This window comes from Streptomyces sp. NPDC054757, assembly GCF_053612185.1.
Genome location: NZ_JBSHBW010000035.1, coordinates 55,213 through 79,575, shown reverse-complemented (window position 1 = coordinate 79,575; position 24,363 = coordinate 55,213). Strand labels below are relative to the sequence as shown.

At 69.9% G+C, this 24,363-nt stretch carries 22 protein-coding genes and 1 pseudogene; 10 read left to right on the top strand and 13 right to left on the bottom strand.

Annotated features, from left to right (window positions below):
• Positions 1-82: 82 nt before the first annotated feature.
• The 10 genes and pseudogenes from ACWGKJ_RS30390 to ACWGKJ_RS30345 all read right to left on the bottom strand — a co-directional run.
• Positions 83-389, bottom strand: a pseudogene (locus tag ACWGKJ_RS30390) (tyrosine-type recombinase/integrase); the annotation flags it as partial.
• 215 nt (positions 390-604) lie between these two features.
• On the bottom strand, positions 605-1,132 hold the full coding sequence (locus ACWGKJ_RS30385) for a cytidylyltransferase domain-containing protein (RefSeq protein WP_385034174.1): 528 nt from the start codon (positions 1,130-1,132) through the stop codon (positions 605-607).
• A 273-nt stretch (positions 1,133-1,405) separates the two neighbouring features.
• The gene (locus ACWGKJ_RS30380; protein ID WP_385034171.1) at positions 1,406-1,846 is read right to left on the bottom strand and encodes an NUDIX hydrolase; all 441 of its coding nucleotides are present in this window, start codon (positions 1,844-1,846) and stop codon (positions 1,406-1,408) included.
• A 332-nt stretch (positions 1,847-2,178) separates the two neighbouring features.
• Positions 2,179-3,423 (bottom strand): GNAT family N-acetyltransferase, encoded by a 1,245-nt coding sequence (locus ACWGKJ_RS30375; protein ID WP_385020561.1) that lies wholly within the window; start codon positions 3,421-3,423, stop codon positions 2,179-2,181.
• A gap of 150 nt (positions 3,424-3,573) precedes the next feature.
• A complete protein-coding gene (locus tag ACWGKJ_RS30370) occupies positions 3,574-4,656 on the bottom strand; it encodes a peptidase C39 family protein (RefSeq protein ID WP_385020388.1) in 1,083 nt (360 codons plus the stop codon).
• A 116-nt stretch (positions 4,657-4,772) separates the two neighbouring features.
• A complete protein-coding gene (locus ACWGKJ_RS30365; RefSeq protein ID WP_385020564.1) occupies positions 4,773-6,836 on the bottom strand; it encodes an iron ABC transporter permease in 2,064 nt (687 codons plus the stop codon).
• 29 nt (positions 6,837-6,865) lie between these two features.
• A complete protein-coding gene (locus ACWGKJ_RS30360) occupies positions 6,866-7,933 on the bottom strand; it encodes an iron-siderophore ABC transporter substrate-binding protein (RefSeq protein WP_385020391.1) in 1,068 nt (355 codons plus the stop codon).
• Positions 7,934-8,086: 153 nt separating this feature from the next.
• Complete coding sequence (locus ACWGKJ_RS30355; RefSeq protein ID WP_385020394.1) at positions 8,087-8,974, bottom strand: ABC transporter ATP-binding protein; 888 nt, start codon at positions 8,972-8,974, stop codon at positions 8,087-8,089.
• 200 nt (positions 8,975-9,174) lie between these two features.
• Positions 9,175-10,011 carry an AraC family transcriptional regulator gene (locus tag ACWGKJ_RS30350; RefSeq protein WP_385020397.1) on the bottom strand — a complete coding sequence of 279 codons (837 nt, stop codon included), beginning with the start codon at positions 10,009-10,011 and terminating at the stop codon, positions 9,175-9,177.
• 224 nt (positions 10,012-10,235) lie between these two features.
• Positions 10,236-11,147: a hypothetical protein gene (locus tag ACWGKJ_RS30345; RefSeq protein WP_385020400.1), complete on the bottom strand. Its 912-nt coding sequence runs from the start codon at positions 11,145-11,147 to the stop codon at positions 10,236-10,238.
• A gap of 295 nt (positions 11,148-11,442) precedes the next feature.
• Here ACWGKJ_RS30345 and ACWGKJ_RS30340 point away from each other — a divergent pair, with 295 nt between their 5' ends.
• From ACWGKJ_RS30340 to ACWGKJ_RS30330, 3 genes are all read left to right on the top strand, one after another.
• Positions 11,443-12,069: a papain-like cysteine protease family protein gene (locus ACWGKJ_RS30340; protein WP_385020403.1), complete on the top strand. Its 627-nt coding sequence runs from the start codon at positions 11,443-11,445 to the stop codon at positions 12,067-12,069.
• A complete protein-coding gene (locus ACWGKJ_RS30335) occupies positions 12,066-12,902 on the top strand; it encodes a hypothetical protein (protein WP_385020406.1) in 837 nt (278 codons plus the stop codon). The genes ACWGKJ_RS30340 and ACWGKJ_RS30335 overlap by 4 nt, the downstream gene beginning before the upstream one ends.
• A 187-nt stretch (positions 12,903-13,089) precedes the next feature.
• Entirely contained in the window at positions 13,090-13,800 is a 711-nt protein-coding gene (locus tag ACWGKJ_RS30330) for a DUF4328 domain-containing protein (RefSeq protein ID WP_385020409.1), read from the top strand.
• A gap of 46 nt (positions 13,801-13,846) precedes the next feature.
• Here the strand turns inward: ACWGKJ_RS30330 and ACWGKJ_RS30325 are convergent, their stop codons facing one another.
• Positions 13,847-14,782, bottom strand: a complete 936-nt coding sequence (locus ACWGKJ_RS30325; RefSeq protein ID WP_385020412.1) for a transcriptional regulator — start codon at positions 14,780-14,782, stop codon at positions 13,847-13,849.
• Positions 14,783-15,185: 403 nt separating this feature from the next.
• On the opposite strand from ACWGKJ_RS30325, the gene ACWGKJ_RS30320 reads away from it, so the two are divergent.
• The gene (locus tag ACWGKJ_RS30320; protein ID WP_385020415.1) at positions 15,186-16,094 is read left to right on the top strand and encodes a C1 family peptidase; all 909 of its coding nucleotides are present in this window, start codon (positions 15,186-15,188) and stop codon (positions 16,092-16,094) included.
• A 124-nt stretch (positions 16,095-16,218) separates the two neighbouring features.
• Here ACWGKJ_RS30320 and ACWGKJ_RS30315 read toward each other — a convergent pair whose 3' ends face one another.
• Complete coding sequence (locus ACWGKJ_RS30315; RefSeq protein WP_385020418.1) at positions 16,219-16,737, bottom strand: hypothetical protein; 519 nt, start codon at positions 16,735-16,737, stop codon at positions 16,219-16,221.
• Positions 16,738-16,950: 213 nt separating this feature from the next.
• Here ACWGKJ_RS30315 and ACWGKJ_RS30310 point away from each other — a divergent pair, with 213 nt between their 5' ends.
• From ACWGKJ_RS30310 to ACWGKJ_RS30285, 6 genes are all read left to right on the top strand, one after another.
• Positions 16,951-18,072: a PP2C family protein-serine/threonine phosphatase gene (locus ACWGKJ_RS30310; protein WP_453315870.1), complete on the top strand. Its 1,122-nt coding sequence runs from the start codon at positions 16,951-16,953 to the stop codon at positions 18,070-18,072.
• Positions 18,073-18,463: 391 nt separating this feature from the next.
• Positions 18,464-19,615 (top strand): ATP-binding protein, encoded by a 1,152-nt coding sequence (locus tag ACWGKJ_RS30305; protein ID WP_385024531.1) that lies wholly within the window; start codon positions 18,464-18,466, stop codon positions 19,613-19,615.
• Complete coding sequence (locus tag ACWGKJ_RS30300) at positions 19,612-20,016, top strand: roadblock/LC7 domain-containing protein (RefSeq protein WP_385024529.1); 405 nt, start codon at positions 19,612-19,614, stop codon at positions 20,014-20,016. Before ACWGKJ_RS30305 ends, ACWGKJ_RS30300 begins: the two co-directional genes overlap by 4 nt.
• On the top strand, positions 20,013-20,393 hold the full coding sequence (locus ACWGKJ_RS30295) for a DUF742 domain-containing protein (RefSeq protein WP_385024527.1): 381 nt from the start codon (positions 20,013-20,015) through the stop codon (positions 20,391-20,393). Before ACWGKJ_RS30300 ends, ACWGKJ_RS30295 begins: the two co-directional genes overlap by 4 nt.
• A complete protein-coding gene (locus ACWGKJ_RS30290) occupies positions 20,368-20,958 on the top strand; it encodes a GTP-binding protein (RefSeq protein ID WP_385024525.1) in 591 nt (196 codons plus the stop codon). Before ACWGKJ_RS30295 ends, ACWGKJ_RS30290 begins: the two co-directional genes overlap by 26 nt.
• Before the next feature lie 12 nt (positions 20,959-20,970).
• The gene (locus tag ACWGKJ_RS30285) at positions 20,971-22,335 is read left to right on the top strand and encodes a cytochrome P450 (RefSeq protein ID WP_385024523.1); all 1,365 of its coding nucleotides are present in this window, start codon (positions 20,971-20,973) and stop codon (positions 22,333-22,335) included.
• A gap of 8 nt (positions 22,336-22,343) precedes the next feature.
• Here the strand turns inward: ACWGKJ_RS30285 and ACWGKJ_RS30280 are convergent, their stop codons facing one another.
• Positions 22,344-24,269: an acyl-CoA dehydrogenase family protein gene (locus ACWGKJ_RS30280; protein ID WP_385024533.1), complete on the bottom strand. Its 1,926-nt coding sequence runs from the start codon at positions 24,267-24,269 to the stop codon at positions 22,344-22,346.
• Positions 24,270-24,363: the final 94 nt, after the last annotated feature.

Below are 24,363 nucleotides of genomic sequence, written 5' to 3'. Positions count from 1 at the left end.
CAAGGGCCCAGACGAGGAAATTCTCGTCTGGGCCCTTGGGTCGTTTGACGGCAGTAGTTGACGGCAGTAGTTGACGGCAACGTCAGCGGACGGGGGCTGCACAGAGTGGCGGATCGTCGCCAGTGTCGGGCCGGTTGGCGGGCTCGGTGGGCGTTGCTGAAAGTGTCGATGGCCTGGCGCTGGAGGCGGAGCCGGACGTGGGCATACACCGTCGCGGTTACGCCGATGTGGGCGTGGCCGAGGAGTTCCTTGATGACGAGGAGTTCGACGCCTTGCTCAAGGAGGAGGGTCGCCGTTGAGTGGCGGAGGTCGTGGAACCGGATCGGTCGTAGGTGGGTGTCGCGGAGCAGTGCGTTGAACTGCCGGGTGAGGGTGGCGGGTTCGATCGGGTACCGGCGCACCAGCGGAGTCGGCCCGCCGTACGCGACCAGATTCTGATCACCGAACCGTGCGGAAACCCCCGCCGGGGCATCGGAAGACTGCATCTCAATGCCCTCGTGATCGTGCGCACTGGAAGCCTCAGAACTCCCATCATCGCAAGTAACAGGGCGCTTCCTCGTTCCCGGGAAAGCTGTCCACAGACATCAAGCCGGTGGATCCAGGCTCAGTGGCGCTGGTCGAGGAGGTGTTCGGCTCGCGCCAGATTCTCGGGGGTGTCTGCTGCCACCCCGTCGTCCAGGACGGGCACCATCCCCGTGGCATGGCCGTGTTCGACAAAGCGCAGCATCTCTACTCCCTCGGCACGCTCCAGGGGTCCCTGCTGGAGCTGACGGAAGTGCTGGAGAGCCTCGCCTGTGAAGCCGTAGAGGCCCAGTCGGCGCAGGTACTTCGGCCGGTCGCCGCTTGGGTACGGGATGGGCTGGCGCGAGAACATGAGGGCCTCGCTGCGGGCCGTGACGACGACCTTGACGACGTTGTGGTCCAGGACGGCGCCGACGTCGACCAGCTCGGTGTAGGCGTTCACGGCGCAGGTGCCGGGCGGAGTGAATTCCAGGGCTTCGGAGACGTCGTTGATGGCGGTCGGCGAGATGAACGGCTCGTCGCCCTGGACGTTGATGTATCCGTCGGCCGGCAGGCGTTCGGCGACCTTCGCGACGCGGTCGGTGCCGGTGAGGTACTCCCCTGTTCGGATGCTGTCGATGCCGAGTTCGCGGCACGCTGCTTCGATGCGTCCGTCGTCCGTCGTCCGTCGTCCGTCGCGACTATGGCTCCGTCGAGGCGTTTGGCCTCCAGGCAGCGCTGGTGAACGTGCCAGAGCAGCGGCATGCCGTCGAGGAGGGCCAGTGGTTTGCCGGGGAAGCGGGAGGCACCCCAGCGGCAGGGTATGACGGCGATGTGCCGGCGTCGGTCGGTCGGGCTGTGGTGGCGGCCACGGCGTCCTCCTGGTGGTCGGGTTCGGGGGACTTCATGTGAACTGGGCGAGCTTGGCGCGGACGGTGGGTGAGGCGGTGGTCGCGAACGGCCGCCACAGGTAGCCGTCGACCTCCTCCTGCAGCGTCACCACGTGATCGGCCCCGAGGTGGAAGGCCCAGCGGAAGTCCACGTGGTGGTGGGCCGGCTCGTTCTTCGACGGGTTCGCGTCGATCGCGTGCACGTCGATGTCGAGGGGGATGTCCTCGTGGCCGGCGAGGGGGACGACGGTGCTGGGCGGGATGCCGGCCTCCTCGTGCAGCTCGCGCAGGGCTGCGTCGCGCAGGAGCTGGTCGGACGGGTCGTTGTGCCCGCCGGGCGCCAGCAGTTTCCCGGACTCCTTGTGCAGGATGTGGAGCACGTGCCGTTCACCGTTGATGAGGACGGCGCTGCGGGTCACGTGGGCCGGGAACATCTTGTGGCTGGTGCGGGTCATCCGCGCCGGCGAACACGGCGAACAGCATCATCAGGGAGGCGCGCTCGTCCGGGTGGCGGGCGAGGTATGCCTCCGTGACGGTGCGGATGTGTTCGGTGGAGGGAGGCAACGAGGTCACCTTTCGAAGTGGCGGAGCCAGGTTCTGGCGATGGTGTCGCGGTCGGCCGCCGGCTCTTCGAGAGGGGTCATTTGCACAGGTCAGAAGCTTTGTCTATGAGTTCCGGGACATCTAGCCCCTTCCGGAACAGCTCCGCAGTACCCCGCCCCGGCCTGCACGCGTGCAGGTCGGGGCGGGGTACTGCGGAGTCTCCGCGGCAGGTGCCGCGCCCGGGTCAGAACCAGTGCAGGCAGTGCGGGGGGCGCTCGACGCGGAAGAGCGCGTCGGCGAGGGCGGCCGCCCCGGGGTGGTGGGCCCGGATGTGTCCGGCGCGTACGAGCGTGCTCGGGGCGGTGCCGCCGAGGTAGACCGAGCCCAGGTCGCTCACGTCCAGGGACAGATCGGGCTTCCGGCGCGTCGGGACGCAACCGGCCTTGCCGTCCTGGACGGTCAGCAGGTAGCGACTGTGTTCGCCGAGGAACGGGTCGTGGACGTCGAGGACGAGTTCGCCGTCCGCGGACCAGCCGCGCGCGGTCAGTGCACGGGGGACGTCCAGGAGCCGCACCCAGAGCCAGTCGTTGTTGCCGCTCACCTCGGCGGCACGGAAGTCCGCGAACTGCCAGCGCAGCGGGTGCTCCGGCGGGACGTGCTTGAACACGACCTGAGCCACCAGGTCGTGTCCCAGTACGAAGCGGGCCAGGGCGGTGAAAACGGCGTCGTCGGTGGCGATGGTCTCGTCGACCGTCAGGGTCTGGGCCTCGCCGATCGAGTAGCTGGCATACCCGTCCGGGACGCCGTCCGCGTCCCGGTGCACGGCGATGTAACGCGGGGCCGGCGAGACCGGGGGCTGCCCCGCACGCAGGGCCCACCAGCGGTGCGGCCGGGACAGCGCGCCGGGCTGGGCGCGGCGGTACCGGTCGTAGACCTCTTCCAGGATTTCGCCGCACTCGTCGCGCCGCAGCACCTCGACCGAGCCGCTCTCCGAGCCGTTCTCCGGTCCGGTCGCCGGCGCGTCGGCCGCTGTGCGCACCCGGGGAACGGCGAGGGCCGCCTTGTGGTGCGGCACCGTCAGCTGTGTCGTGTGGGTCGCGGGTCCGTAGCCGAACCTGCCGTAGATCGGGGCCTCGGAGGCCAGCAGTACGGAGAGGAACTCCCCCCGGGCCCGCAGCTCGGCGAGCTGATGCCGCATCATCGCGCTGAGCACGCCCTGGCGCCGGTGCGAGGGGAGGACGCCGACGGCGGTCACCCCCGCGGCCGGGACGAGGGTGTCACCGGGCAGGGTGAGCTCGAAGGAGTACGCGGCGGCGGTGCCGACGGGCCGCCCGTCCGCCGCCAGGGCGAGCAGGCAGCGGTCCGTTTCGAGCGCCGACCACCAGTGCCCCCCGCCCTCCACCGGGGTGTCCGGGAAGAGCCCGAAGGCAGTGTGAAGTGTGGTGACGAAGACCTCGAAGTCCTCATCGGTCGTCGTACGGATCTCCATTGCCACCCATGCCTCCTGGAAAGACCGCACCATGACTCGTGGTGCGGTGGAACCACCATGCAACGTCGGCCTGCGCCCGCGGCAGGCGTGTTGCTGCTTCCGCCGCGGCAGCGCAGGGGGCTCTCACGGGGTGCTCCGCTGCTGACGGCCTCATGCGGTACTCCGCTGCGGGCGGCCGATGATCACGGCGCCGCGGAAGCGCTCTGCGGAGATGACCGACATCGTGTCGAGCGACGCGTCGGTGACCGGCAGCAGATGGGCGTCGACCCAGGTGTCTCCCGTGGCCGCGTTGGCCCAGGGGTCCTCGATCACGACGGCGCCCGGTACGGCACTGTGGCAGAGCACCCAGTGCGGCACGTCGAACCCCTGCATCGCGGCGAGTGAGACCAGGAGCAGCGCGTGTTCTCCCCCGGCGAGCGTGCGGCGGAGCGAGGCCATGGAGAGGCGCCTCGCGTCCACCGGGACGCCGGCCTGTCCGGCGTCCGAACGGGAGGCGTGCTGGAGCAGGGCCCGCCACTCCTGCTCGTCCCCCTCGTAGTGGTCGAGCAGGACGGGTCCGTCCGCGTCGAGGTGGACCGTGACGGGGGACAGCGGCCATGTCCTGCGGACGGCGACGCCAAGACCGACGGGCTCGCAGGCGGGGAAGTTGGTGGCCTCGCGCCACAGCCTCAGTTCCGCCCGGCGGTCCAGTGTCTCCAGCGGCAGCGTTCCCGCGTGCGCCTGCGCGACCAGGGCGGTGACGGCACCGCACGTGAAGTGCGTGGTCTGCCCGTAGTACGGGGGTTCGGCGGGCGGCTCCCCGCACAGCCAGCGCACGTAACCGGTGGCCGGACCTGCCGCGTCCGGTGCCGGTACGAGCGGGGGACGCAGCGCGGTGAATCCGGCGGCTGCCGCGTCCTCGGGGCGCGCCGTCCAGCCCTCCCACTTGACCTGCGCCAGTCCCCGGTCGCGTGCGTGGGCGACGACGGCCGAGACGGCCGCCGGGACATCGCCCAGGGCATCGACGATCTTCAGATACGCCGTGTCCGGGCGCGCCGTCACGAGCGCGGCAGCGGCCCAGTTCCCCTCGCCGTCACCGGGTACGGCCACGAGGTGAGGAGCGTGGGCGGAGCGGTCCACCGTGCGCCAGCGCCCGGGTATCCCGTGGCCTCCGAGCCGCAGTTCCAGCTCCGCCGTACCGGGTCCGAACGGGACGACGACGCTCTGCACGGCTGTCTTGTACGAGGACGGCATTCCGGTACTCCTGGGGGCAGGGGGACGACGTTCGGTTCCGGGGCGGTGGACCGTCCGGGGGCCAGTGGCATGCGGTCCGGTGGCATGCGGTCCGGTGGGGACGGGCTCCGCCGGTGTCATGCGCGGGACTTCCGGAGAACCCAGACGAAGTACGGGGCTCCGACCAGGGCGATCATGAGCCCCACCGGTATCTGGGCCGGTGCGACGAGCGTGCGGCCCAGGGCGTCGGCCGCACACACCAGCACCCCGCCGAGCAGCATCGCGACCGGGATCGAGCGCCCGTGGCGGGCCCCCACCAGTGACCGTGCCAGATGGGGGGCGACGAGTCCCACGAACCCGACGACGCCGACCGCGACGACGCTGAGCGCCGCGAGTACGGCGGCGATCGCCAGTGCGGTGAAGCGGGTGCGTGCCACCCCGACTCCGACGATGCGCGGGGTGTCCTCGTCCACGGCGAGCAGGTCGAGCCTGCCACGCATGGCGAACAGCACGGGAAGCGCGAGCGCCAGGGCCACCGCGACCGGTACGGCGTCGGGCAGCGTGCGGCCGTAGGTCGTACCGGAGAGCCAGGTGAAGATCCGGGGCGTGTTGTACGGGTCGGCACGCAGCAGGAGGAAGGTGGTGACGGAGCTGAGGCCGTACCCGCAGCCGATGCCGATCAGGACGAACCGGTCGGGCAGGAATCCGCCCCGCCAGGACAGCAGGGCGATCACCGCGAATGTGGCGAGCCCGGCCGCGACCGCGACCGCGATGAGCACGGGACGTCCGCCGGGCATGCCTGACGTGACGACGCCCGCCGCCCCCAGCCCGGCGCCTGCCGTGATGCCGAGCACCCCGGGCTCCGCGAGCGGGTTGCGCACCACGCCCTGTACGACGCATCCGGCCAGTCCGAGCGCCGCACCGGCCAGGACCGCCGCGATCACCCTCGGCACCCGGTCGTCGAGCGCCTGGCCGATCAGGCCGGGGGCGCCGCCCCGGGCCCAGAGCACGACGTCTCCCGTGCGCAGCCAGAGGCTGCCCGCCAGAACCGCCACAAGGACCGCACCCGCCAGGAGTGCCACCGCGCCGCACACCACGAGCAGGAACGCGCGGCGCGACCGTGCGGCGATCCGTGCAGGCGGAGGCTGCCGCAGCCGTCCGGTGTCACGGAGGCGGAGGGCGAGGATCACGATCACGACGGAGCCGAGCAGCGCGGTGGGCACGCCGGTGGGGATGGAGGCGGCTCCGTCCGCGCCCTGCACAGCGCGCAGTGTGGCGTCCGCGAGCAGGATGAGCAGCGCGCCGAGCAGCCCGGCGGCGGGCACCAGGAAGAGGTGCAGGCGCAGGGCCCCGACCCGCGTCGCGATCAGGCGGGCCAGGACGGGTGCGCCGAGGCCGACGAAGGAGATCGGGCCCGCGAGCGTCACCGCCGTGCTGGTCAGGAGGACCGCGCAGAGCACGGCGGTCACGCGGGTGCTGCGGATCGGCACCCCGAGGGTGGACGCGGTGTCGTCACCGAGGTTCATCACGTCCAGCCGCCGGGACAGCGCCAGCGCGACGCACAGCACCACGCCCAGCAGCGGCAAGGCGCGTACCGACGCGTCGATGTTCAGCTGCGCGAGCGAACCGCTGCCCCAGGCGAAGAGGCCGGTCGTGTTCTTGTCGAACAGGATGAGGAGCATCCCGGTCCCCGCGTCCAGGGCCATCGCCGTGGCCGATCCGGCGAGGATGAGGCGGGTACCGGCGGTGCCCGCGGCCCGGCCCGCAAGGAGCAGCACGAGTGCCGCCGCGACCAGGCCACCGGCGAAGGCGACGGCACCCGAGGCCCACAGCGGGACGGCTATACCGAATGCCGCGACGAGCGTGAGCGTGAAGTAGGCCCCGGCCGTGACCGCGAGGGTGTCGGGAGAGGCGAGCGTGTTGTGCGTGACGGACTGGAGCAGGGTGCCGGCGCAGCCGAGTGCGAAGCCCACCGCCACGCCCGCGAGCAGACGCGGTACGCGCGAGCCGGTGAGGATCTCACCGACCGGCGCTCCACCGGTGGCGCCGCCCGTGAGAGAGCGCACGAGGTCGCCGAAGCCGACATCCGAGGTTCCCTGCGTCAGATGCCACATGCCCACCAGGGCGGTCACGAGGAGGAGAAGGACCAGGACGGCCACCCCGGCGGCGCCGCCACCCTGCTTCTCACGGGGCAGCGGCATCCCGCCGGGAGCCGCTGTACGGGCTGTGTTCACTTCTTCTTGTCGAGTACGTCGGCGTACGCGTCGATCGCCTGCTCACAGGAGCGCGGGCCGCCGGCGCCCCACACCCGCGCGGGGAAGGAGTGCGCGCGGCCTTCCTTCACGGCCGGCAGGGTCTTCCAGATCGGGTTCTTCTTCAGCGCCGCGACGTATCCGCCCGCGCCCTCGTCGTTGGCGTAGAACAGGTTGGCGTTGCCCACCGCGGTGAGCCCCTCGGCGTCGGTCTGCGCGAGGCCGTAGGCGGGATCGACGCCACCGTCCCCGTGGGCCTTGTTGACCTTGTCGGTCCACGCGGGCCGCATTCCGAGTTCCTCGCCTATCTCGGTGAACAGCGCACCCTTGCCGTAGGGGCGGACGGTGAGGTTGCCGCCCTGGAGCCAGCCGTCGAGGAACAGGAAGTCCTTGGTGGGCAGATCAGCCTCGGTGACCCGCTTCTTCGCTGTCGCGAGGTGCCGGTCGAACTCCTTGAGCACCTGGCCGGACCGCTCGGTGCGTCCTGTCGCCTTACCGATCATGCTGAACACCTCGCGCATGTTCCCGATCGGGTCGGCCGGGTTCGCGCCCCGCGTGGCCATGACAGGGACGCCCCTCTTCTCCAGCTTCTTGATCATCTCGTCGTCGGGCTTGAACGCCTCGACCACGATGAGGTCGGGCTTGGCCGCGTAGAGGGTGTCGAGGTCGGGTTCCTCACGGGTGCCGATGTCCTTCACTCCGCCGGGCAGCTTCTCCGCGCTGACCCAGGTGCGGTACCCCTTCGGATCGGCCACGGCTGTGGGTGTCACACACAGGGTCAGCGCGTCCTCGATCTGCTGCCATTCCAGGACCGCGATCCGCCGGGCGGGCCTGTCGAGCTTCACCTGCCGGCCGACGCCGTCCTTGAAGGAGACCGGCTTCGTCGAGGTGGTCGTGGTGTCCTTTGCGCAGTCCTTCGACGCGGGTGACGCGCTGGTACTGCTTCCGGCCTCGGCCTTGTCGACGTCGGTCGTGCCGCAGGCCGTCGCGGCGATGAGGACGAGCCCTGCGGAGGCTGACACAGCCAGACAACGGGCACGGTTCATGGAGGGGCCTCTTTCTTGCTTTCTCACGACGCGTTGTTCTCGCGGCGTGCTGTTCTGACGAGGTGTTGTTCTCGCGGCGTGTTGTTCTCGCGGCGTTGTTCTCGCGAGGCGTCTTCCTGCGAGAAGGGGGACGCGATGCGGTGCGGTGGTGCTTCAGCCGGGGTGGCGGCCGAGCGGGTCGATACGCAGACGGCCCGAGCGGGGGTCGACACCGACCTCGACACGGATGTCGTAGACCGCCGAGATGTTCTCGGCTGTGAGTACGTCGGCGGGTGCGCCCGCCGCGTGCACACGGCCCGCGCGCATCAGGACCAGGGTGTCCGCGACGCGGGACGCCTGGCCGAGGTCGTGGAGCACGATCCCGACCGCGATGCCGTGCTCCTGGACAAGGTCGCGTACCAGGTCGAGCGTCTCGATCTGGTAGCGCAGGTCCAGGTGGTTGGTCGGTTCGTCCAGCAGTACGACGCCGGTTTCCTGGGCCAGGCAGGCCGCGAGCCAGACCCGTTGCATCTCCCCGCCGGAGAGTTCCCCGACCGGCCGGGCGGCCATGTCGCGCACTCCGGTGACGCCCATCGCGTGATCGACGGCGCCGCGGTCCCCGGCCGTGGGTCCGGCGAAGTTACGCCGGTAGGGGTGGCGTCCGAACGCCACGACCTCGGCGACGGTCAGCCCCTGCGGGGCGGGCCTCGACTGGGAGAAGAGCGTGACCTCGCGGGCGAACCGGCGTGCGCTGAGCAGCGCCGCGTCGCGCTCGGGCTGCCCCTCGCGGGCGCCGAGCGTCACCCGGCCGCCGTCGATCCGGTGCAGCCGGGAGAGCGCACGCAGCACGGTGGACTTCCCGCTGCCGTTCGGCCCCACCAAGGCGGTCGCGCGGCCGGGTTCCAGGGTGAGCGAGACGCCGTGGACGACCTGGGTGCCGCCGTGGCCGAGCATCAGCTCGCGCCCGTCGAGGGCGGCTCCCGCTATGACGGGAACGGCCTCGGGACGGTCGACGGGACCGGCATCGGAACGGTCGGTGCGCCCGAAGGTGTGGGTGAACATGGAGGGGCCCGGTTGCTCGGAGGGGCAGGACTACGGCACCCTCCGCCCGGCTCCCGCCGACCGGCATGCGAGCTCTCCCGCGCACGGGGAATCCGTTCGCGGTGAGGAACTAAGGGTTACCTAACTCGCTGAAGACTATATTCCACTTGCGACCTGGACAATCAGGAGTTCGGGACAGGCGATACGGCGTTCCGGACGCCTCATGAGGCGCGGTCGGCCGTGTCGAAGAAGGCGCCGGGCGTGGTTCCCATGACCCGCCGGAAGGCGGCTATGAAGGAGCTGGGCTGCGCGTAGCCGAGCGTTTCGGAGACCGTCATCACGTCGAAACCCTCGGAGAGGAGCAGGAGCGCACGGTGCGCCCGCAGCACCTGCCGCCACTGCGCGAAGGACAGGCCCGTCGAGTGCCGGAAGGCGCGGGTGACCGTGCGGTCACTGATCCCCAGCAACCGGGCCCACTCCTCCAGCGAGCGGCCGTCGGCGGGGTCGTCGAGCAGGGCATCGGCGATCGGATCGATCCGCGGGTCGCCGGGCAACTGCAGCGCGAACTGGCGCTCCGACGGCTGGAGTACGTCGAAGACGACCGACTCCGCCCGCGCCCTGGCCGTTCCGTCTAGGTCCGTACGGGTCAGATGGACCAGCAGTGACTCCAGCAACGGCGTCATGGCGATGGTCTTCGGCTCCGCGAACGCGAACGGCGTGCTGCCGGGCACGAAGAAGGCGTCGCGGAACTCCGCGCCCGCCGTGGCCCGGCCGCCGTGCACCACTCCGGCGGGCATCCACAGCCCGTACCCCTCGGACACGGTGAAGACACGGTCCTCCACCCGCGACGTCAGCGTGCCCCCGCGCACCCACACGAGCTCGTGCCGCGGGTGGGAGTGCGGCGCCCACTCCGTGGGGACCCGGGGAACGTGGAACTCGGCGACGATGGCAGAGGGGACTTCCGCGCGCCGCGGAAGCGCCGCGGCCCGGCGCAGCACCGTGCCCGCCTCCCGCCGCCACATGCCGGGGTTCGCCTCAATACGGGACGATTGGACCATACGGGGAGCCTACCGGGGCGGGCACCGCTACCGGCGGGGGCGCCGGAGCGGGCGAGGACCCGGCCGTCCGGCGCCCCGGCACCTCGCGGCCACGGGAGGATCAGCCACTTCGCCGGGAGTCCTCCGCGGACTCCTCGGGAACTCCTCGGGACCCCTCGGGGACCCCTGAGCCTTCTCCGGTGTCCGGTGTCCGGTATCCGATGTCAGGTGTCAGGTGTCAGGTGTCAGGCCCAGGTCCAGTCGATCCCGAGCAGGCCGGGCTCGGCCGCCTCCGCCACGATGTGCGTGGTGCCCCGGCCGTTGAGTACCAGCTCGGAGAGGGTCTGCCGTGGCGCGCTCGCGGACGACTGGGTGAAGCTGCGGCAGCGCACCGGCCGCGTCTCCCCGGTGAAGGCGACCTCCAGGACGTACTGTCTGCCGCCGAACGGGAAGCGGCGCAGGTATTCGAGGCTCTCCGCCTCGCTGCCGTCCTCGAAGCCATAGCCGAGCAGGGCGGTTTCACCCACTCTGAGGCGTCCGTCGAAGAGAAACTCAGCGGCCACCGTGCCCGATTCCTGGTGCCGGCGCACCCGGCCCAGCCGGCAGTTGTGGGTGGCCCGCACGCGAATCCTGTCCACGTCACAGCCCGGGTCGCCGTGATGGATGATCACATAGCGGTCCACGCCGTCCCGGTGCGCGCCCACCAGATGCTGTGAGTCGACGGAGTACATGTCCCGGCGCGTCCCGATGCTCACCCGGTCGATGAGCATGACCGTATGCAGGCCGCCGTCGTCCGGCGAGCCGAGCTCGACCAACAGGGCCCGCATCGCTGCGACTTGGTCGTCCAGTGTCCGGTAGGGGCGAGCGGGACGCCGGCCCGGGAGGTCCGGGGGTGTCAGCAGCCGCGTCAGCGAGGCCGGCGGTATCTCCAGCACCTCCTCCAGGGCCTGTACCGCCCGCAGGGACTCCTCGCGTTCGGGGCGCCGAATGCCGCGCTGCCAGTAGCTGAGGCTGGTGACCCCGATCTGCACACCCCGTTCGGCGAGCCGGTGACGGATCCGGTGCAGAGCGAGCCCGCGGGCGGCGACGGCGGCGCGCAGCGCCGTGTGGAAGGGCCCTGTGCGCAGGGCCTCGGTCAACTCGGTTCCCTGGGGCACGGTGAACCGCCCTTCGTGTGTGACATGTCCGTGGACGGGCTCGGCGGGACGGGATCCGCCGCGTGAACGTTCACCGCCGCCGGCCTGCGGTGAGCGCCTTGGGGCGCGCCTGACCTGGTGGTCCGGTCCCGCCGCGGCCTGCTGTTCACACCTGCGCTCCCCGCCGTTCACACCCGGAAGTGGGTGACATGGAAGCCCATTGACCGGTCCGTGACAAGCCCCCGATGCTCTGTCGCAGCATCCGGATGCGCTCCTTCGTCACCCCCGTCCCGTCCCCATGACAGGAAGGACCGCCATGACCACTCCCCTCCGCTCCCGAGGCCGGCTGCGCCCCGGGCTGCGCCGCCCGGTGGCGGCCGCGACAGTGGCAGTCACCGCTCTCACCGGCATCGCCACCGCTTCGGCCACACCGGCATCCGCCGTCACCGGCAGCAAGGTCCTCACCGGCTACACACAGCAGATCCAGCAGCAGTCCAACTGGTGCTGGGCCGCGAGCGGCACGAGCATCGCCGTCTACGAAGGCAGCGACATCACCCAGACCCAGTTCTGCAACGCGGGACAGGGGCGCCCCACCAGCAACACGACGTGTCCCGACAACCAGGGCGACATCCCCATGGTGCAGAAGGGCTTCAGGGCGGCCGGTGTGAGTGCCGGCCAGGAGGTCGACAACACCGTGTCGTACTCCACCGTCCAGAGCGAGATCAATGCCAACCGGCCGCTCCAGACCCGCATCGTGTGGAGCTCGGGCGGCGGGCACATGGAGGTCGTCTACGGCTACGACACGAGCAAAGGTCTCATCTACTGGGGCAACCCGCTCGGCGACAACGGGAGTTACCAGCGCTACAACCAGACGACCTACGACTACTACGTGAGCAACGGAACGTTCTCGTGGACTCACACGATCGACAGGATCGGAGCGTGACGGACCTCATGAAGAAGATCGCAACCACCACTGTCACCGTTGCCGCACTGGCCCTGGCCGGAGCTTCCGCGGCACAGGCCGACACCACCCCCCACACCGCGCAGACCCTCCGGTCCGCCCACACCACGGCGGCCTCCCGGGCCGGCCTCGAATCCGTCGCCAGGTTCTTCGCCCACTACGGCAACACGACCGCGGCGGCGGCCGGGCCGCACATCGAAGGCAGCGCCGTCACGGTCAACGGCCTCAACCCCGATTTCGTGAAGGGCCACGCCAACGCCCCCGTGGCCCTGCCGGAGTTCACCGCGAGCAAGGCGGTGGCCGCCGACGGGAAGACCGCGTCGGTATGGACGGCGCAGACCCCCGACGGCTGGAAGGTCGTCAACATAGCCAGCGGCAGTGAGGAGACCGACTACGCCGCCAAGGGAGCCGAGGCCGCACCCGGCGGCACCGTCTTCCAGGAACCGCAGATCAACGGCTGGTACGTGCTGAGCGGCGGCCGGGTACTGCCGCTGAACCAGGAAGCACGGAAGTCGGTCGGCTCCGCCGAGGGCGTGACCGTCGCCGCCTACCAGAAGCTCGTGCACCGCCGGTACGCGGACAAGTTGCCCGGCTCGGCCTACGACCGCAAGGGCATGGCAGGCGGCTTCGGCACCAAGGCCGCACCCGTCACCGCAACCACCCACCAGCACAGCTCGGTTGCGGCACAGAGCGGTCCTGGCACCCCCGGCACCCTCGCCCTGGCCGGTGCGGGAGCCCTGCTGGTGATCGCCGGCGGTTACGGAGTCCGCCGCCGGGCCGGGCGTGCCCGGACCGGTACGGCCGACGGCAGCTGACCCCTGATGCGACGGCCCCGGACAGTGGACACCACCGCGTACCCCGCGGGACCACCCGTCCGGGGCCGTCAGCCGTCAGGGCCTCCCAGCGGTATCCGGCTGGACGCGGATATAAGCGAAACATAAGCTTCGGGACCGGTCGTCCTTCGATGGCCGGTTTCCGTACCCGTGGGGGGTTCTCTCAGCCATGTCGCACACGCCTGCCTTCGCACCACCGCGCGATCTGTACATCGGACCGCGGTGGAGACCGACCAGGGGACTCTCCCTCGCCGTCACCTTGTTGCTCGCACTGTGCGCCGCGGCTGACGTCCTGTCGGCCGTCGCCCACATCAACATGTACAGCCTGCTGGGGAACGTCTCGGACGACGGGTTCGCCTCCTACACCGTGGCGGAAGGGCAGCGGGCCGACCGGCTTGCCGACTTGAGCTCCGGCCTCTATCTGATGGCACTGGCCGCGACCGCCGTCGTGTTCATCATCTGGTTCCACCGGGCCCGCAAGAACGCCGCGGTCTTCGCCCCCGACATCCAGGGCCGGAAGGCGGGATGGGCGATCGGCGGCTGGTTCGTCCCCCTCGGCAGCCTCTGGATACCGCACGGCATCGCCTCCGCGTCCTGGGACGCCAGCTCCCCGACCGCGCCCGACGGCTCCCGGCGCCCCGCACCGCGGACGCTGCTGACCGCCTGGTGGACAGCGTGGGTCCTCTCCCTCGTCCTCAGCAACCTGGACTCGGCGCTGAGCAGGTCGGACGACCCCGGCCTGTACCGGCAGTCGGTGGCCGTCATGCTCGCAGGCGACGCCGTCGACCTGGTGGCCGCCGTCCTCGCGATCTTCTTCGTACGCAAACTGACACTCATGCAGCACACCAAGGCGGCAGAGGGGCCGTACGCGACCGTCTGATCCCGGTCGCCAGGGCCGGAGCGACCAGGCTCCCGCGGCCCACCCGTCATTCCCAGCGGATACCGAAGGCGCCGAGGCTGGTCAGGGTGGAGACCACATGGACACAGCCGTCGGCCGGGTGGAGCAGCCGGCGGTTCTCCGGGCCCTGCCCGAGCGGGGCACCGAAGGCGTAACAGGTGGCGGGCAGCGCGGCCGGATCGAAATGCACCTCCAGCACGAACTGCCCGGCCGGGGAATTCTGGTGCACGATGAACTCCCTGGCCGGCGGCCGTGGTTCGGCGTGCGTCAGGGTCGTCTCGAAGACGGCGGTGTCGCCGCGCCGCAGCGGCCGGGGGAACAGCAGCTCGGCGACGAGCATGCCGGTGAGCGGGTCCTCGACGACGGCGCCCCGGCGGCACGGGGGCCGCAGCTCAAGCGACGGCACCGAGCCGGGCGCGTCCGGTACATGGGCGAGCACCGCGCGGTCAGGTCCGTCCCGCTCGGCCCGGACCACCTGACGTGTCCAGACGCGGTGTTCGCGTCCCTGTGCATCGACTTCCAGCCGCATATGGCGGTTGAGGCAGCGCAGCGACGAGGTCCACCGGCTGTCGACGCAGCGGTACGCCTCACTCACCTCGCCCCGCCGGGGCTCGGGCCAGATCGCGGCCAGGGCGGGCGCCTCGGCGGCGGTCCGTAGCCAGCGCGCCCGGGGCCGGGGCGGGTCGAGGAGGGCGCTGAGTGCGCCGGGCGGCACGTCCAGGACGTGTTCCAGTGAGGCGAGCGCGGCCAATGCGGTGGCCTGGGACGGCTGGTAGCGGCCGGAGCGCCAGCAGCTGAGGGTGGCGGTGGAGACCGGCGTACCCAGGCGTTCGAGCCGGTGCCGGATACGGTTCAGGGTCAGCCCGCCGGCCTCCATCGCGGCGCGCAGGGCGTCCGGGAACGGGCCGGTGCGCAGGAGGCTCGCCAGTGGTTCGCCCGGCAGCGGAGCGGCATCGTCGTGCATCGTCGGGGGCGGCCTCTCGCGGGCGTCGTGCCAGTCCCCTCTGCCCAGTCCGCTCGCGCGGTCGGGTGATGCGCCGGCCCGGGTCATCGGGGGTACGCGGTCCGTACGGCGTCCAGCGAAGCGGCGTACCCACGCCAAGTCAAGTGGCCGGAAGACAGCGCTCGAAACGGCCCCCGGCTCCGCCGGTCGCGAGGGTCCGCAACGCCTAACAGTTAACGGCCTCCTGACATTGCCATGTCCATGAGGCGTAAAGCAGTCTTCCAGTGCCGGTCGGACAAGCGGCGGCGCGACAGAGGCCGATGAGGCCCGCGCCGGTCTGCTCCCTGTCCCCCGGTACGTGTCCGGCCCCCACCACCCCACGTGGTGACCCGGCACGCTCCCCCACTGTGCCCAAGGAGTTGGAATGAAGCGTTTCCGCAGCGTCGTGGGTCTTGCCACCGTGGCCGCCCTGTCCTGCCTGACCACCGCCACGACTGCCACGGCCGCCACCACCGCGCCGCCCGCGGCCGGCCAGACCACCCCCCGCGCCCACCACCACGGCCTCGGCCTCAACCTCGGTGAACTGCACGGGAAGCACTCTCTCGCCCAGACCGTGCGGCACGGTGCGCAGCCGGTGTTCAAGCGTTCCGGCGCCGTGCAGTCCAGCGCGGACCTGAGCAAGTACGCGCTCTCACCTGGAGACCAGGGCCAGGTCGGCTCCTGCGTCGCGTGGGCCACGGGGTACTCGGCGTACGGCATCGTCATGAACGAGCAGGGCATCAGCGGCGCCCCGATGGCCCCCATGTTCATCTACTCCCAGATCGCCCAGGGCAACGACCAGGGCACGACCGCGAGCGTCGCGCTGCCCATGGAGCAGAAGCAGGGTATCGACACCAAGGCCGACTACACGCAGGGCGACTTCGACTTCACGACCCAGCCGAACGCCGACGAGCGCGCCAACGCGGCCCACTACAAGCTGTCCGGGTTCGACACGCTGCCCACCAGCGGCTCTTCGGTCCGGTCCGGCATCGAGAACGCCATCTCCCAGGGCGAGCCCGTGGTCATCGGATTCGAGGTGCACCAGAGCTTCGAGGACCTGAACGCCCAGACCGCGTCGGACTACAGCTACCTGCCCGGCGACTCCTCCAGCGACCCCGTCATCGGTGGCCACGAGGTGACCATAGTCGGGTACAGCGACCAGGGCGTGAAGATCGAGAACAGCTGGGGCGGCAAGTGGGGCGACAGTGGCTTCTTCACCGTGCCGTGGGACTTCTTCAACACGGGCGACGTCAACGAGATCCACGCCGTCGGCAAGCTCACCTCCCAGGGCTGACCCCTTGACAGGCGGCTGTCCTTGACGGCCGCCACCCGCGGACACCGGTGCCCGGCTCGCTCCCCCTGAGCCGGGCACCGGCCCTTCCCCGGGCAGGGGCCGTGCGGTCCCGCGGCGCGGCCGCTCAGTGGATCAGGATGTTCGCCGCCACGATGAAGAGCCCGAGCAGCATGTCGGCGCAGCCGGTCCGGGTCGCCCCGCCCCAGCCGCGGCCCGCCACGCGTGCGGCCCAGAACCCCCAGCCGAACAGCGCGAGCGTGTTGATGGTCAGGGCGACCTCGATCGCGCCTTCCTCACCCCACCAGCCCCGGTGGGCACCGAGCAGGGCGGCCACCGTGGGCAGGACCGCGGCGACCAGGGGCCACTCGGTCAGCACGGACCGTACGGCGTCGCGGGTGACCCGCACTCCGTCGGCCGTCCGGTGGGCGATGGCGTGGGCGTAACCGTGCGCGGAGGCCGACGCGAGGGACGTGAGCAGCACCCAGAGGGCGTCGTACCCGGGATTCGGACTGCCGTGGTCGTTGTCCAGCGCGGCCGCCAGCGCGCTGGCGAGAATCGTTCCGTAGATGCCGCCGAACAGCAGCCGCTGCAGGGGTTCGGCCCGCCGGGCCGGCGGCAGGGGAGCACGCGGAGTGACGGACAAGGGCGCTTCCTCCCAGTTATGAGCGATTCATTCCGTATGAGTCGATACAAGCGCATCGCAGCGGGATCACCTCGTATCCCTGCGCGGGAGGCCCGCCGGTCCGGTCCATGCACGGGAGGCCCGCCGGTCCTGCGGCCGGCTCACCCCGGGGAGCGGGCTCGGGGTGGGGCGGCGACGGCGAGCGGTCGCGGCCCCCGTGAGGTAGGCAGAGATATGAGCCCGCTGCGGATCCCGCGCCCGCTCCACGAGGAGCTGCCACACCCGAAGGCGCTCATCGCGGTGCCGTTCGCCCTGATCGCCGTGGTGACGGTGCTCGACATCAGTGCGCCGCCGGACGTCCATCTCGGCCCGTTCCTCGTGGCGGCTCCGGCTCTCACCGCGTCGTTCGCGGGGCCCCGGACGACCGGCCTGGTCGGCGCGGTCGCCGTTCTGGCCCAGTCGCTGGTGGGGATCGTGCGCACCAGCCTCAACGACCTCAATCACACCTACCAGATCGTCGCGCTCTTCCTGGTGTCCGTCGCCGTCACGTTCCTCGCCCGGCTGAGGGAGAAGCACGCCCAGGAGACGAGCCGCCTCCGCTGGGTGGCACAGACGGTGCGGCGCGTGGTGATGCCGGAGCCGCCCGGGCGGAGCGGGACGCTGCGTATCGCGTCGCGCTATCTGGCAGCGGAGACGGAAGCGCGGCTCGGCGGTGATCTGTACGCCGTCGCCCGGACCGGCGGGGGCACCCGCGTGATCATCGGAGACGTACGCGGCAAGGGGCTCGAAGCGATCGGTGATGCCGCGCAGGTTCTGGGAGACTTCCGGGCCCTGACCCATCAGGAGCCGGGCCTTTCGCAGGCCGTGGCCGAACTGGAGGCCGGGGTCGCCACCCGCCGTGACGAGGTGTCGGCGGCTGCCGGGGACGAGCCGCGGGGTACGGAGGGTTTCGTGACCGCGGCCGTGCTGGACATCCCGGACGGCGAGCCGGAAATCCGCCTGGTCAGCTGCGGCCATCCGCCGCCCCTGGTGCTGCGGTCGGGCCTGGTGCGCTCACTCGGTGTCCGGGAGCCCGAGCCGCCGCTGGGTCTCGGGGCGCTGGCCGGATCCGGTTTCGCCCCCCAGACGTTCCCGTTCGGCGTCGGCGACATCCTGCTGCTCTACACGGACGGCGTCATCGAGTCGCGTGACGCCGCCGGCCGCTTCTATCCGCTGACCGATCGGATCGCGTCGTTTCCGGCCGGAGACCCTGACACGCTGCTGCGGGAGCTGTGCGCCGATCTGCTGCGCCACGCGGACGGCACTCTGGGTGACGACGCGGCCATGGTGGCCATCGAGCGACTCCCTGAGCACTGACGGACATTCTTCCCGAAGAATTAATAATCATGATCAATCGGGCACGTCCGGCAAAGAGCCAACCCCCCACAAGACCCCATATGGGCACCTTGCTGAATTTCCGTCAGATGCCAGAAAGATAACGAATCCCCAGGAACAGCACCCCATCCCGTGGTGCTAAGATCATCACGCTTGCCAGGCGGTACCAAACCCGCTATGGCGCTTAACCGCGCAGCGCATCGGGCCAGAATTCCGCCACCCCGGGGGGAACTTTGCCATCAGCCGGGCCTTTTAAGGCAGTCGGGCAGGAGAACGCGCGCGACAGATCCCGTATGTCTGCGGCCACGAGTGCACTCGACCGCGCCCCCGAGACATTCAGAACCCGGCGGCCCCGCCACCCGAAGAGAGCCTTATGACTCAGTACCTCCAGGATCCAGCGCTCTGGGCTTTGATAGCTGGTACTCCTGTCGCCGCTACCGCGATCGTCCGCGGAAGAAAGTCGAACTCCAGGCTTCGCGCCGAAAAGCAGGAACTCAAAAGCCATTACACCACCCTGGAAGAACACTACGCGGAATCCGTCGAAGAGGCGAAGGAGCGGGCCGAAGAAGGCACCAAAACCGCTCTGAAATCCGCCATGCGGACACTCCAGGGTCTGGCGAGTGAGCAGCAGCTCGCCATTTCCAAACTCCAGGGCAAGTACGGCGAGCTCCAGATTCTCCAGGACCTCCTGGACATCGACCACATGAATTCCCAGTTCGCCCGTCGCGCCCAGTCCATTGCCGTGCTCTGCGACGGCTGGCTCGGTCGTCAGCGCACCGATGCCTCGCTCTACGACGTGGTCCGCAGCGCGAAAGGCCGTATCCGCCACTTCACCCGTGTGGAGATCCGGACCCAGAGCCATTTCGCCATCGTGAGCCGCGCCGTCGAAGCGGTCGCACTGACACTCGCGGAACTGCTCGACAACGCCACCAGTTACTCGGCGCCGGAAACCATGATCGAGATCAATATCCGGCCGGTTCCCAAGGGCGTCTGCATCATCGTCGACGACGCCGGTGTCGGTATGAACGAGGAGGAGAAGAGCCGCGCGGCCAAGCTCCTTTCCAGCGAGCGCTCCCCCGGTGTCGCGGGGCTCGGCAACCCACCGCAGTTCGGATTCACCGTGATCGGCGTGCTCGCCGCACGCTACGGGTTCAGCGTCTCCGTGGACTCCACCTCGCCCTACGGCGGCGTCCGCGCGGTCGTGCTCCTGCCCGACGACCTCCTCACGTCCATGCCGGAGCCCGCCCCCCAGCCCGAGGCGAAGGAGATTCCCACCGTGGCCGCGTCCTCCCCGATGCCGCCCGAAGAGAATTCGGCGGCAGCACCGGCCCCTGCGACCACCTTCGGCGGTCTGCCCAAACGCAGCAGAAGGGGGCCGATCTCCATCGTGCCGGAAGCCGATGCCGAAGCCGCCCCCGCGCGGTCCACCGAGCAGATCGCCTCCGTCATGGGTGCGTTCCAGCGGGGCACCCAGTCCGGCCGCCGTTCCACCAGTGCAAGCAGCGAAGGGCCTGAGAATCAGTGAACTACGACCTGTCATGGATGCTTGACAGCGCCCTGGAAGTCCCCGAAGCGCGGCACGCGATCCTCGTCTCGGCGGACGGCCTGCTCATGGCCCGCTCGAAGGAGGTCGGCAAGGACCACGGCGACACCGTCGCCGCCGCGATGAGCGGGATGCAGTCCCTGAGCCGCACCGTGGCCGACTTCTGCGGCGGCCCGGCGGGCGACCGGCCCCAGTGGCGCCAGACGCTGGTCGAGTTCGATCACGGCTGGGTGTTCCTCATCTCCGCGGGAGAGGGCGCCTACCTCGCCGTGTCGGCGACGCCCGAAGTCGACATGGCGGAGATCACCTTCCGTATGCAGCAGCTGGTGGGCCAGCTCGGCAAGGCTCTGACCAGTCCCCCGCGCGAGATTGCCGACGCATGACGACGCCAGAGGACCCGGAGCAGGAGCCGGAGGCCCCGCAATTAGTGCGTCCGTACGTCATCACCAACGGCCGCAGCCTGGTGGACGACCACGAGTTCTCGCTGATCACGCTGGTCACGGTGGCCGAGAACTGCCCCGCGATCGGCCATCTCGACCCGGAGAAACGCCGGTTGGTCGAGCTCTGCTCGGGAGGATACCTCGCGGTCGCCGAGATCGCGGGACACACCCAGCTGCCCGTCGGCATTGTCCGCGTCCTGCTCGCCGATCTCACCGATGCGGGATACCTCTACACGCGCAAACCCATTCCGCGGGCCGAGCGCGTCGAACGACGCATACTCGAGGAGGTGCTGCATGGCCTTCAAGCCCGTTTCGGATAGCGGCGTCTATGTGAACGAAACCGTGCAGACCGCGGCGAAGATCCTGGTGGTCGGACACTTCGCCGTCGGCAAGACCACATTCATCGGCACCATGTCGGAGATCCCTCCGCTGCGCACCGAAGAAGTGATGACGCGGGCCGGCGAGGAAATCGACGACCTCAAAGGAACGCGTGGCAAGACCACCACCACCGTCGCGATGGACTTCGGCCGGCTCACGCTCAGTGAGAAACTGGTGCTCTACCTCTTCGGAACACCCGGTCAGCAGCGCTTCGTCCAGGTGTGGGAAGACATGTCGCGCGGAGCACTCGGGGCGCTCGTCCTGGTCGATCCCGAGCGTCTCCAGGAGTCGTTCCCCGTGATGGACCTGGTGGAGCAGTACGGAATTCCGTACGCCATCGCCGTCAACCGGTTCGACATCGGGACGCAGCACGAGGACACGGAGATCAGAGAGGCTCTCGATCTGCTCCCCGAGACCCCTCTGGTGAGCTGTGACGCGCGCGATCAGCGCTCGTCCGCGAATGCCCTGATCGTCCTCGTCCGTTACCTCCAATCCCGCCTCCCCTAGGAGTTCCAGTCCATGCAGTCCCCCTCGGAACCCTCTCCGCCACCGGGATGCCCGGCGCACGACACCGGCCGGCGCACCGCCCTGTACACCCAGGAATTCGCCAAGGACCCGAAGGCCCACTACGACTACCTCCGGAAGTTCGGCCCCGTCGGACCCGTCGAGCTGGCCCCCGGTGTGGACGCCTCGCTCATCACCGACTACGCCGCGGCGCTCCAGGTGCTCCAGAGCCCCGACACATTTGTCCGCGACTCACGGCGCTGGCGTGCGCTCAACGAAGGCCAAGTGCCGCTGGACAGCCCTGTGCTGCCGATGATGGCGTACCGGCCCGGCCCGCTGTTCGAGGACGGTGCACAGCACCTGAGGCTCCGTCAGGCAGTCACGGACAGTCTGGCGAAGCTCGACACCCACCAGTTGACCCGGATGGTCGAGCGCACCGCCGCCTATCTGATCAGCCAGTTCAGCGGGCGCGGCACAGTCGACCTGATCGGCGACTACGCGCGCCTTGTGCCGCTGCTGGTCTTCAACGACCTCTTCGGCTGCCCGGGGGATCTGGGTGACCGTGTCGCCTTCGGCATTTCCGGGATCTTCGACGGGACCGACGCACAGCGGGCGAACGATGTCCTGATCGAGGCACTGATGGAACTGGTCGCGCTGAAGCGCGCCCAGCCCGGCGACGACGTCATCACCCATCTGCTGCAGCACCCGTCGGGGCTGAGCGACGAGGAGATGATCCCCCAGCTCATCCAGCTGATCGGCGGCGGATTCGAGCCGATGGCGAATCTGATCGGCAACGCCCTGCCGGTCCTGCTCTCGCAGGGAAGCCAGGGCGACGGTCCGCAGGGCGGCGTCGTCCTCGTCGAGGACGCCATCAACGACGTTCTGTGGAACAGCTGCCCGATAGCCAACTACGCCACCCACTTCCCGCTGTACGACGTCGAGCTGTCGGGCACCAGGCTGAACGCCGGAGACCCGGTACTCATCTCCTTCGCCGCCGCCAACTCCGACCCGAGCCTCTCCGTGGGCCGGGGGACGGTGAGCAGGCGCGCCCATCTGGCCTGGGGTGCGGGCCCGCACGCCTGCCCGGCCAAGGACCCGGCGATGATCATCGCCGTCCAGGCCATCGAGAAACTGCTCAATGAACTGCCGGACATCGAGCTGTCGGTGCATCCGGACGCTCTGGCCTACCGGCCTGGTCCTTTCCACCGGGCCCTCAGCGCACTGCCGGCCCGTTTCACCCCGGTCCGGAGCACACTGCCGGGACCCGGCGCCAGGCATGCCGCGGGGCTCGCCCCGGAAGGCCGCCGGGCGGAGGCAGCGCCTGCCCCCGCGCAGAAGGGCAAGTTCTGGAGCGGCTTCCTGAGCTGGTGGAAGGGGTGACCGAGCCGCTACCGCCCGGCGGGCGCCAGCAGGCTTGACGTGCGCAGATGCCACGTGGACCAGGTGTCTTCCTCGTCTCCGATCCGTCCGCCACTGGCGATCGGCACGGCGGCGAGGAATTCATCCGGCAGGTCGAAGGCGTCCACCAACGTCAGCATATGAGGCGCCAGAGCGGCGATGACATCGGTGGTGACACCGGGGAACGCGCGGACATGGTCGGCGGTCAGATGACCGTCAGCCAGCAGATCTCCGGTACGGCCGCTCAGCTGACGGAGCAGGAACAGCCTGCACAGGTCCTCCAGCAGGTTTCGTGCCACCGGATCCGCCGCTCGGCCCGCGGCATCGATGAACGCGTCGGCAGCCCTGCGGCAGGCGTGCACCGAGACCATCTCCAGAGCGGGCGTGGACGCCGCGTTCCAGCGTCCGAGCGGATCACCCGAGGGGCCCTGGCGCAGAGCCGTCCTCGCCCGGCTCTGTTCGACGGACTCGGCCTCCACGAGGAGGGCACGGAGAAAGGAGAGATCGTTCAACGACCTCTCCTCGACCGGCACATCGGGCAGGTGGCCCCGGCCCACCTCATGACCGAAGATCATCTCGGCTCCCGCCTTCACCCAGATGACAAGATTGTCGCCTTCCGCGGTGATGCCGCCCTCTATGTTCAACGGCAGGTCCGAGATCCCGTTGACCGGGAAGAGCCCCTGCGCCCCACACCGTTCCCGGGCCTCGATCGCGATGGCCCTGGCCTGCCAGCTGATCCAGCCCTTCGCGACAGCCACCAGGCGCTCGGTCTCGGCCCGGTTCTCGTCCGTGTGCCCGATCCACCGGGAGACGACCTCCCGGTGAAAGAACGTCATGGCGTACGCCGTGGCTGTCGCCTCGAGCAGCCTGCCGTGATGGCTGCGATGAGCCACCAGCGGCACCCGCTCCCCGAGCCGCGGCCCGCTGATGTGCCGGGTATGCGCGTGCCGTACAGCGATGGTCAGCGCCGCGCGCGACATCCCGAGGGTGCCCGCGCTCATGCACAGCTTGCCGCTGGTGACCCGTCCGATCGAATACAGGAACCGCTTCCGCGCACTACCCAGGCTGCTGTGCAGTGTCCCGTCCCGGCCCAGACGGCCGTGCTCGGCCTCCAGCAACGCCTCGCGGGGTAAACGCACTTGGTCGAACGAGGTGAGGCAGTGGTCCACAGGGGTACCGGTACGGTCCGGAAGCTCCCGGACATGGACCCCGGGCACCCGACCGCCCTCGTCACTCAGCGGTGCCAGGAAGAGGAAGCACCCCTGGTCCGCCCCGTCCACCAGCAACCGCGCGGCGACCACCGCGCTCTTCGGACCGCCGGCCAGGCTGGTGTTCGGCATGAACTTCTGGGCACCGGGGGTGGGAGTGTGCAGGACGAACCCGCCGGTCTCCCGGTCGAGTTCGGCGGTCGTCCCCAGCGCCGGAGCGTCGTTGCCGTGGTCCAGCTCCGTGCAGAGGAACGTCCCTATGCGGCGCATCGACGTGAACGCGGAGACGTCACGTCCGGCGCTGCCGGCACTCTGGTCCAGCAGGCTCCCCAGGAACAGGTTGTAGTGGATGCTCGCGAGAGTGCAGAGGCCACCGTCCACCACTCCGGTCCACTCGTGCAGCGCGCACAGCCGCCGTACGTCGAAAGCCAGGTCCGCGGCGTCGCCGGCGGCGTCGTTGACCAGACGCAGCCGGGAGTACGAGAGCTGGACACGCTCCGCGGGGGAGAGCCCGGGACGGTGCCGGAAGCCCTCCGTGGCGATGAGATCCCGCCAGGGTCCGTGCACCCGGGCCCGGTCCTCGCCGTCGAAGAGGAGACGGGTCAACTCTCGGCTCGGGGCAGAGGCATGCGCCACTCCCCCCTCCTTCACCAGACGGCCCCGTTCCGACGCGGCAGCAAGGGGAGCCTTGTCACGGAATGGCTGCATGGTCACGAAGTACTCCGCAAGGACGCTTTACACCAGTGAATGGAAAGTTGAAACAAGTGAATACCGGCCAACACTCCTTATCCAGAGCCAGTGT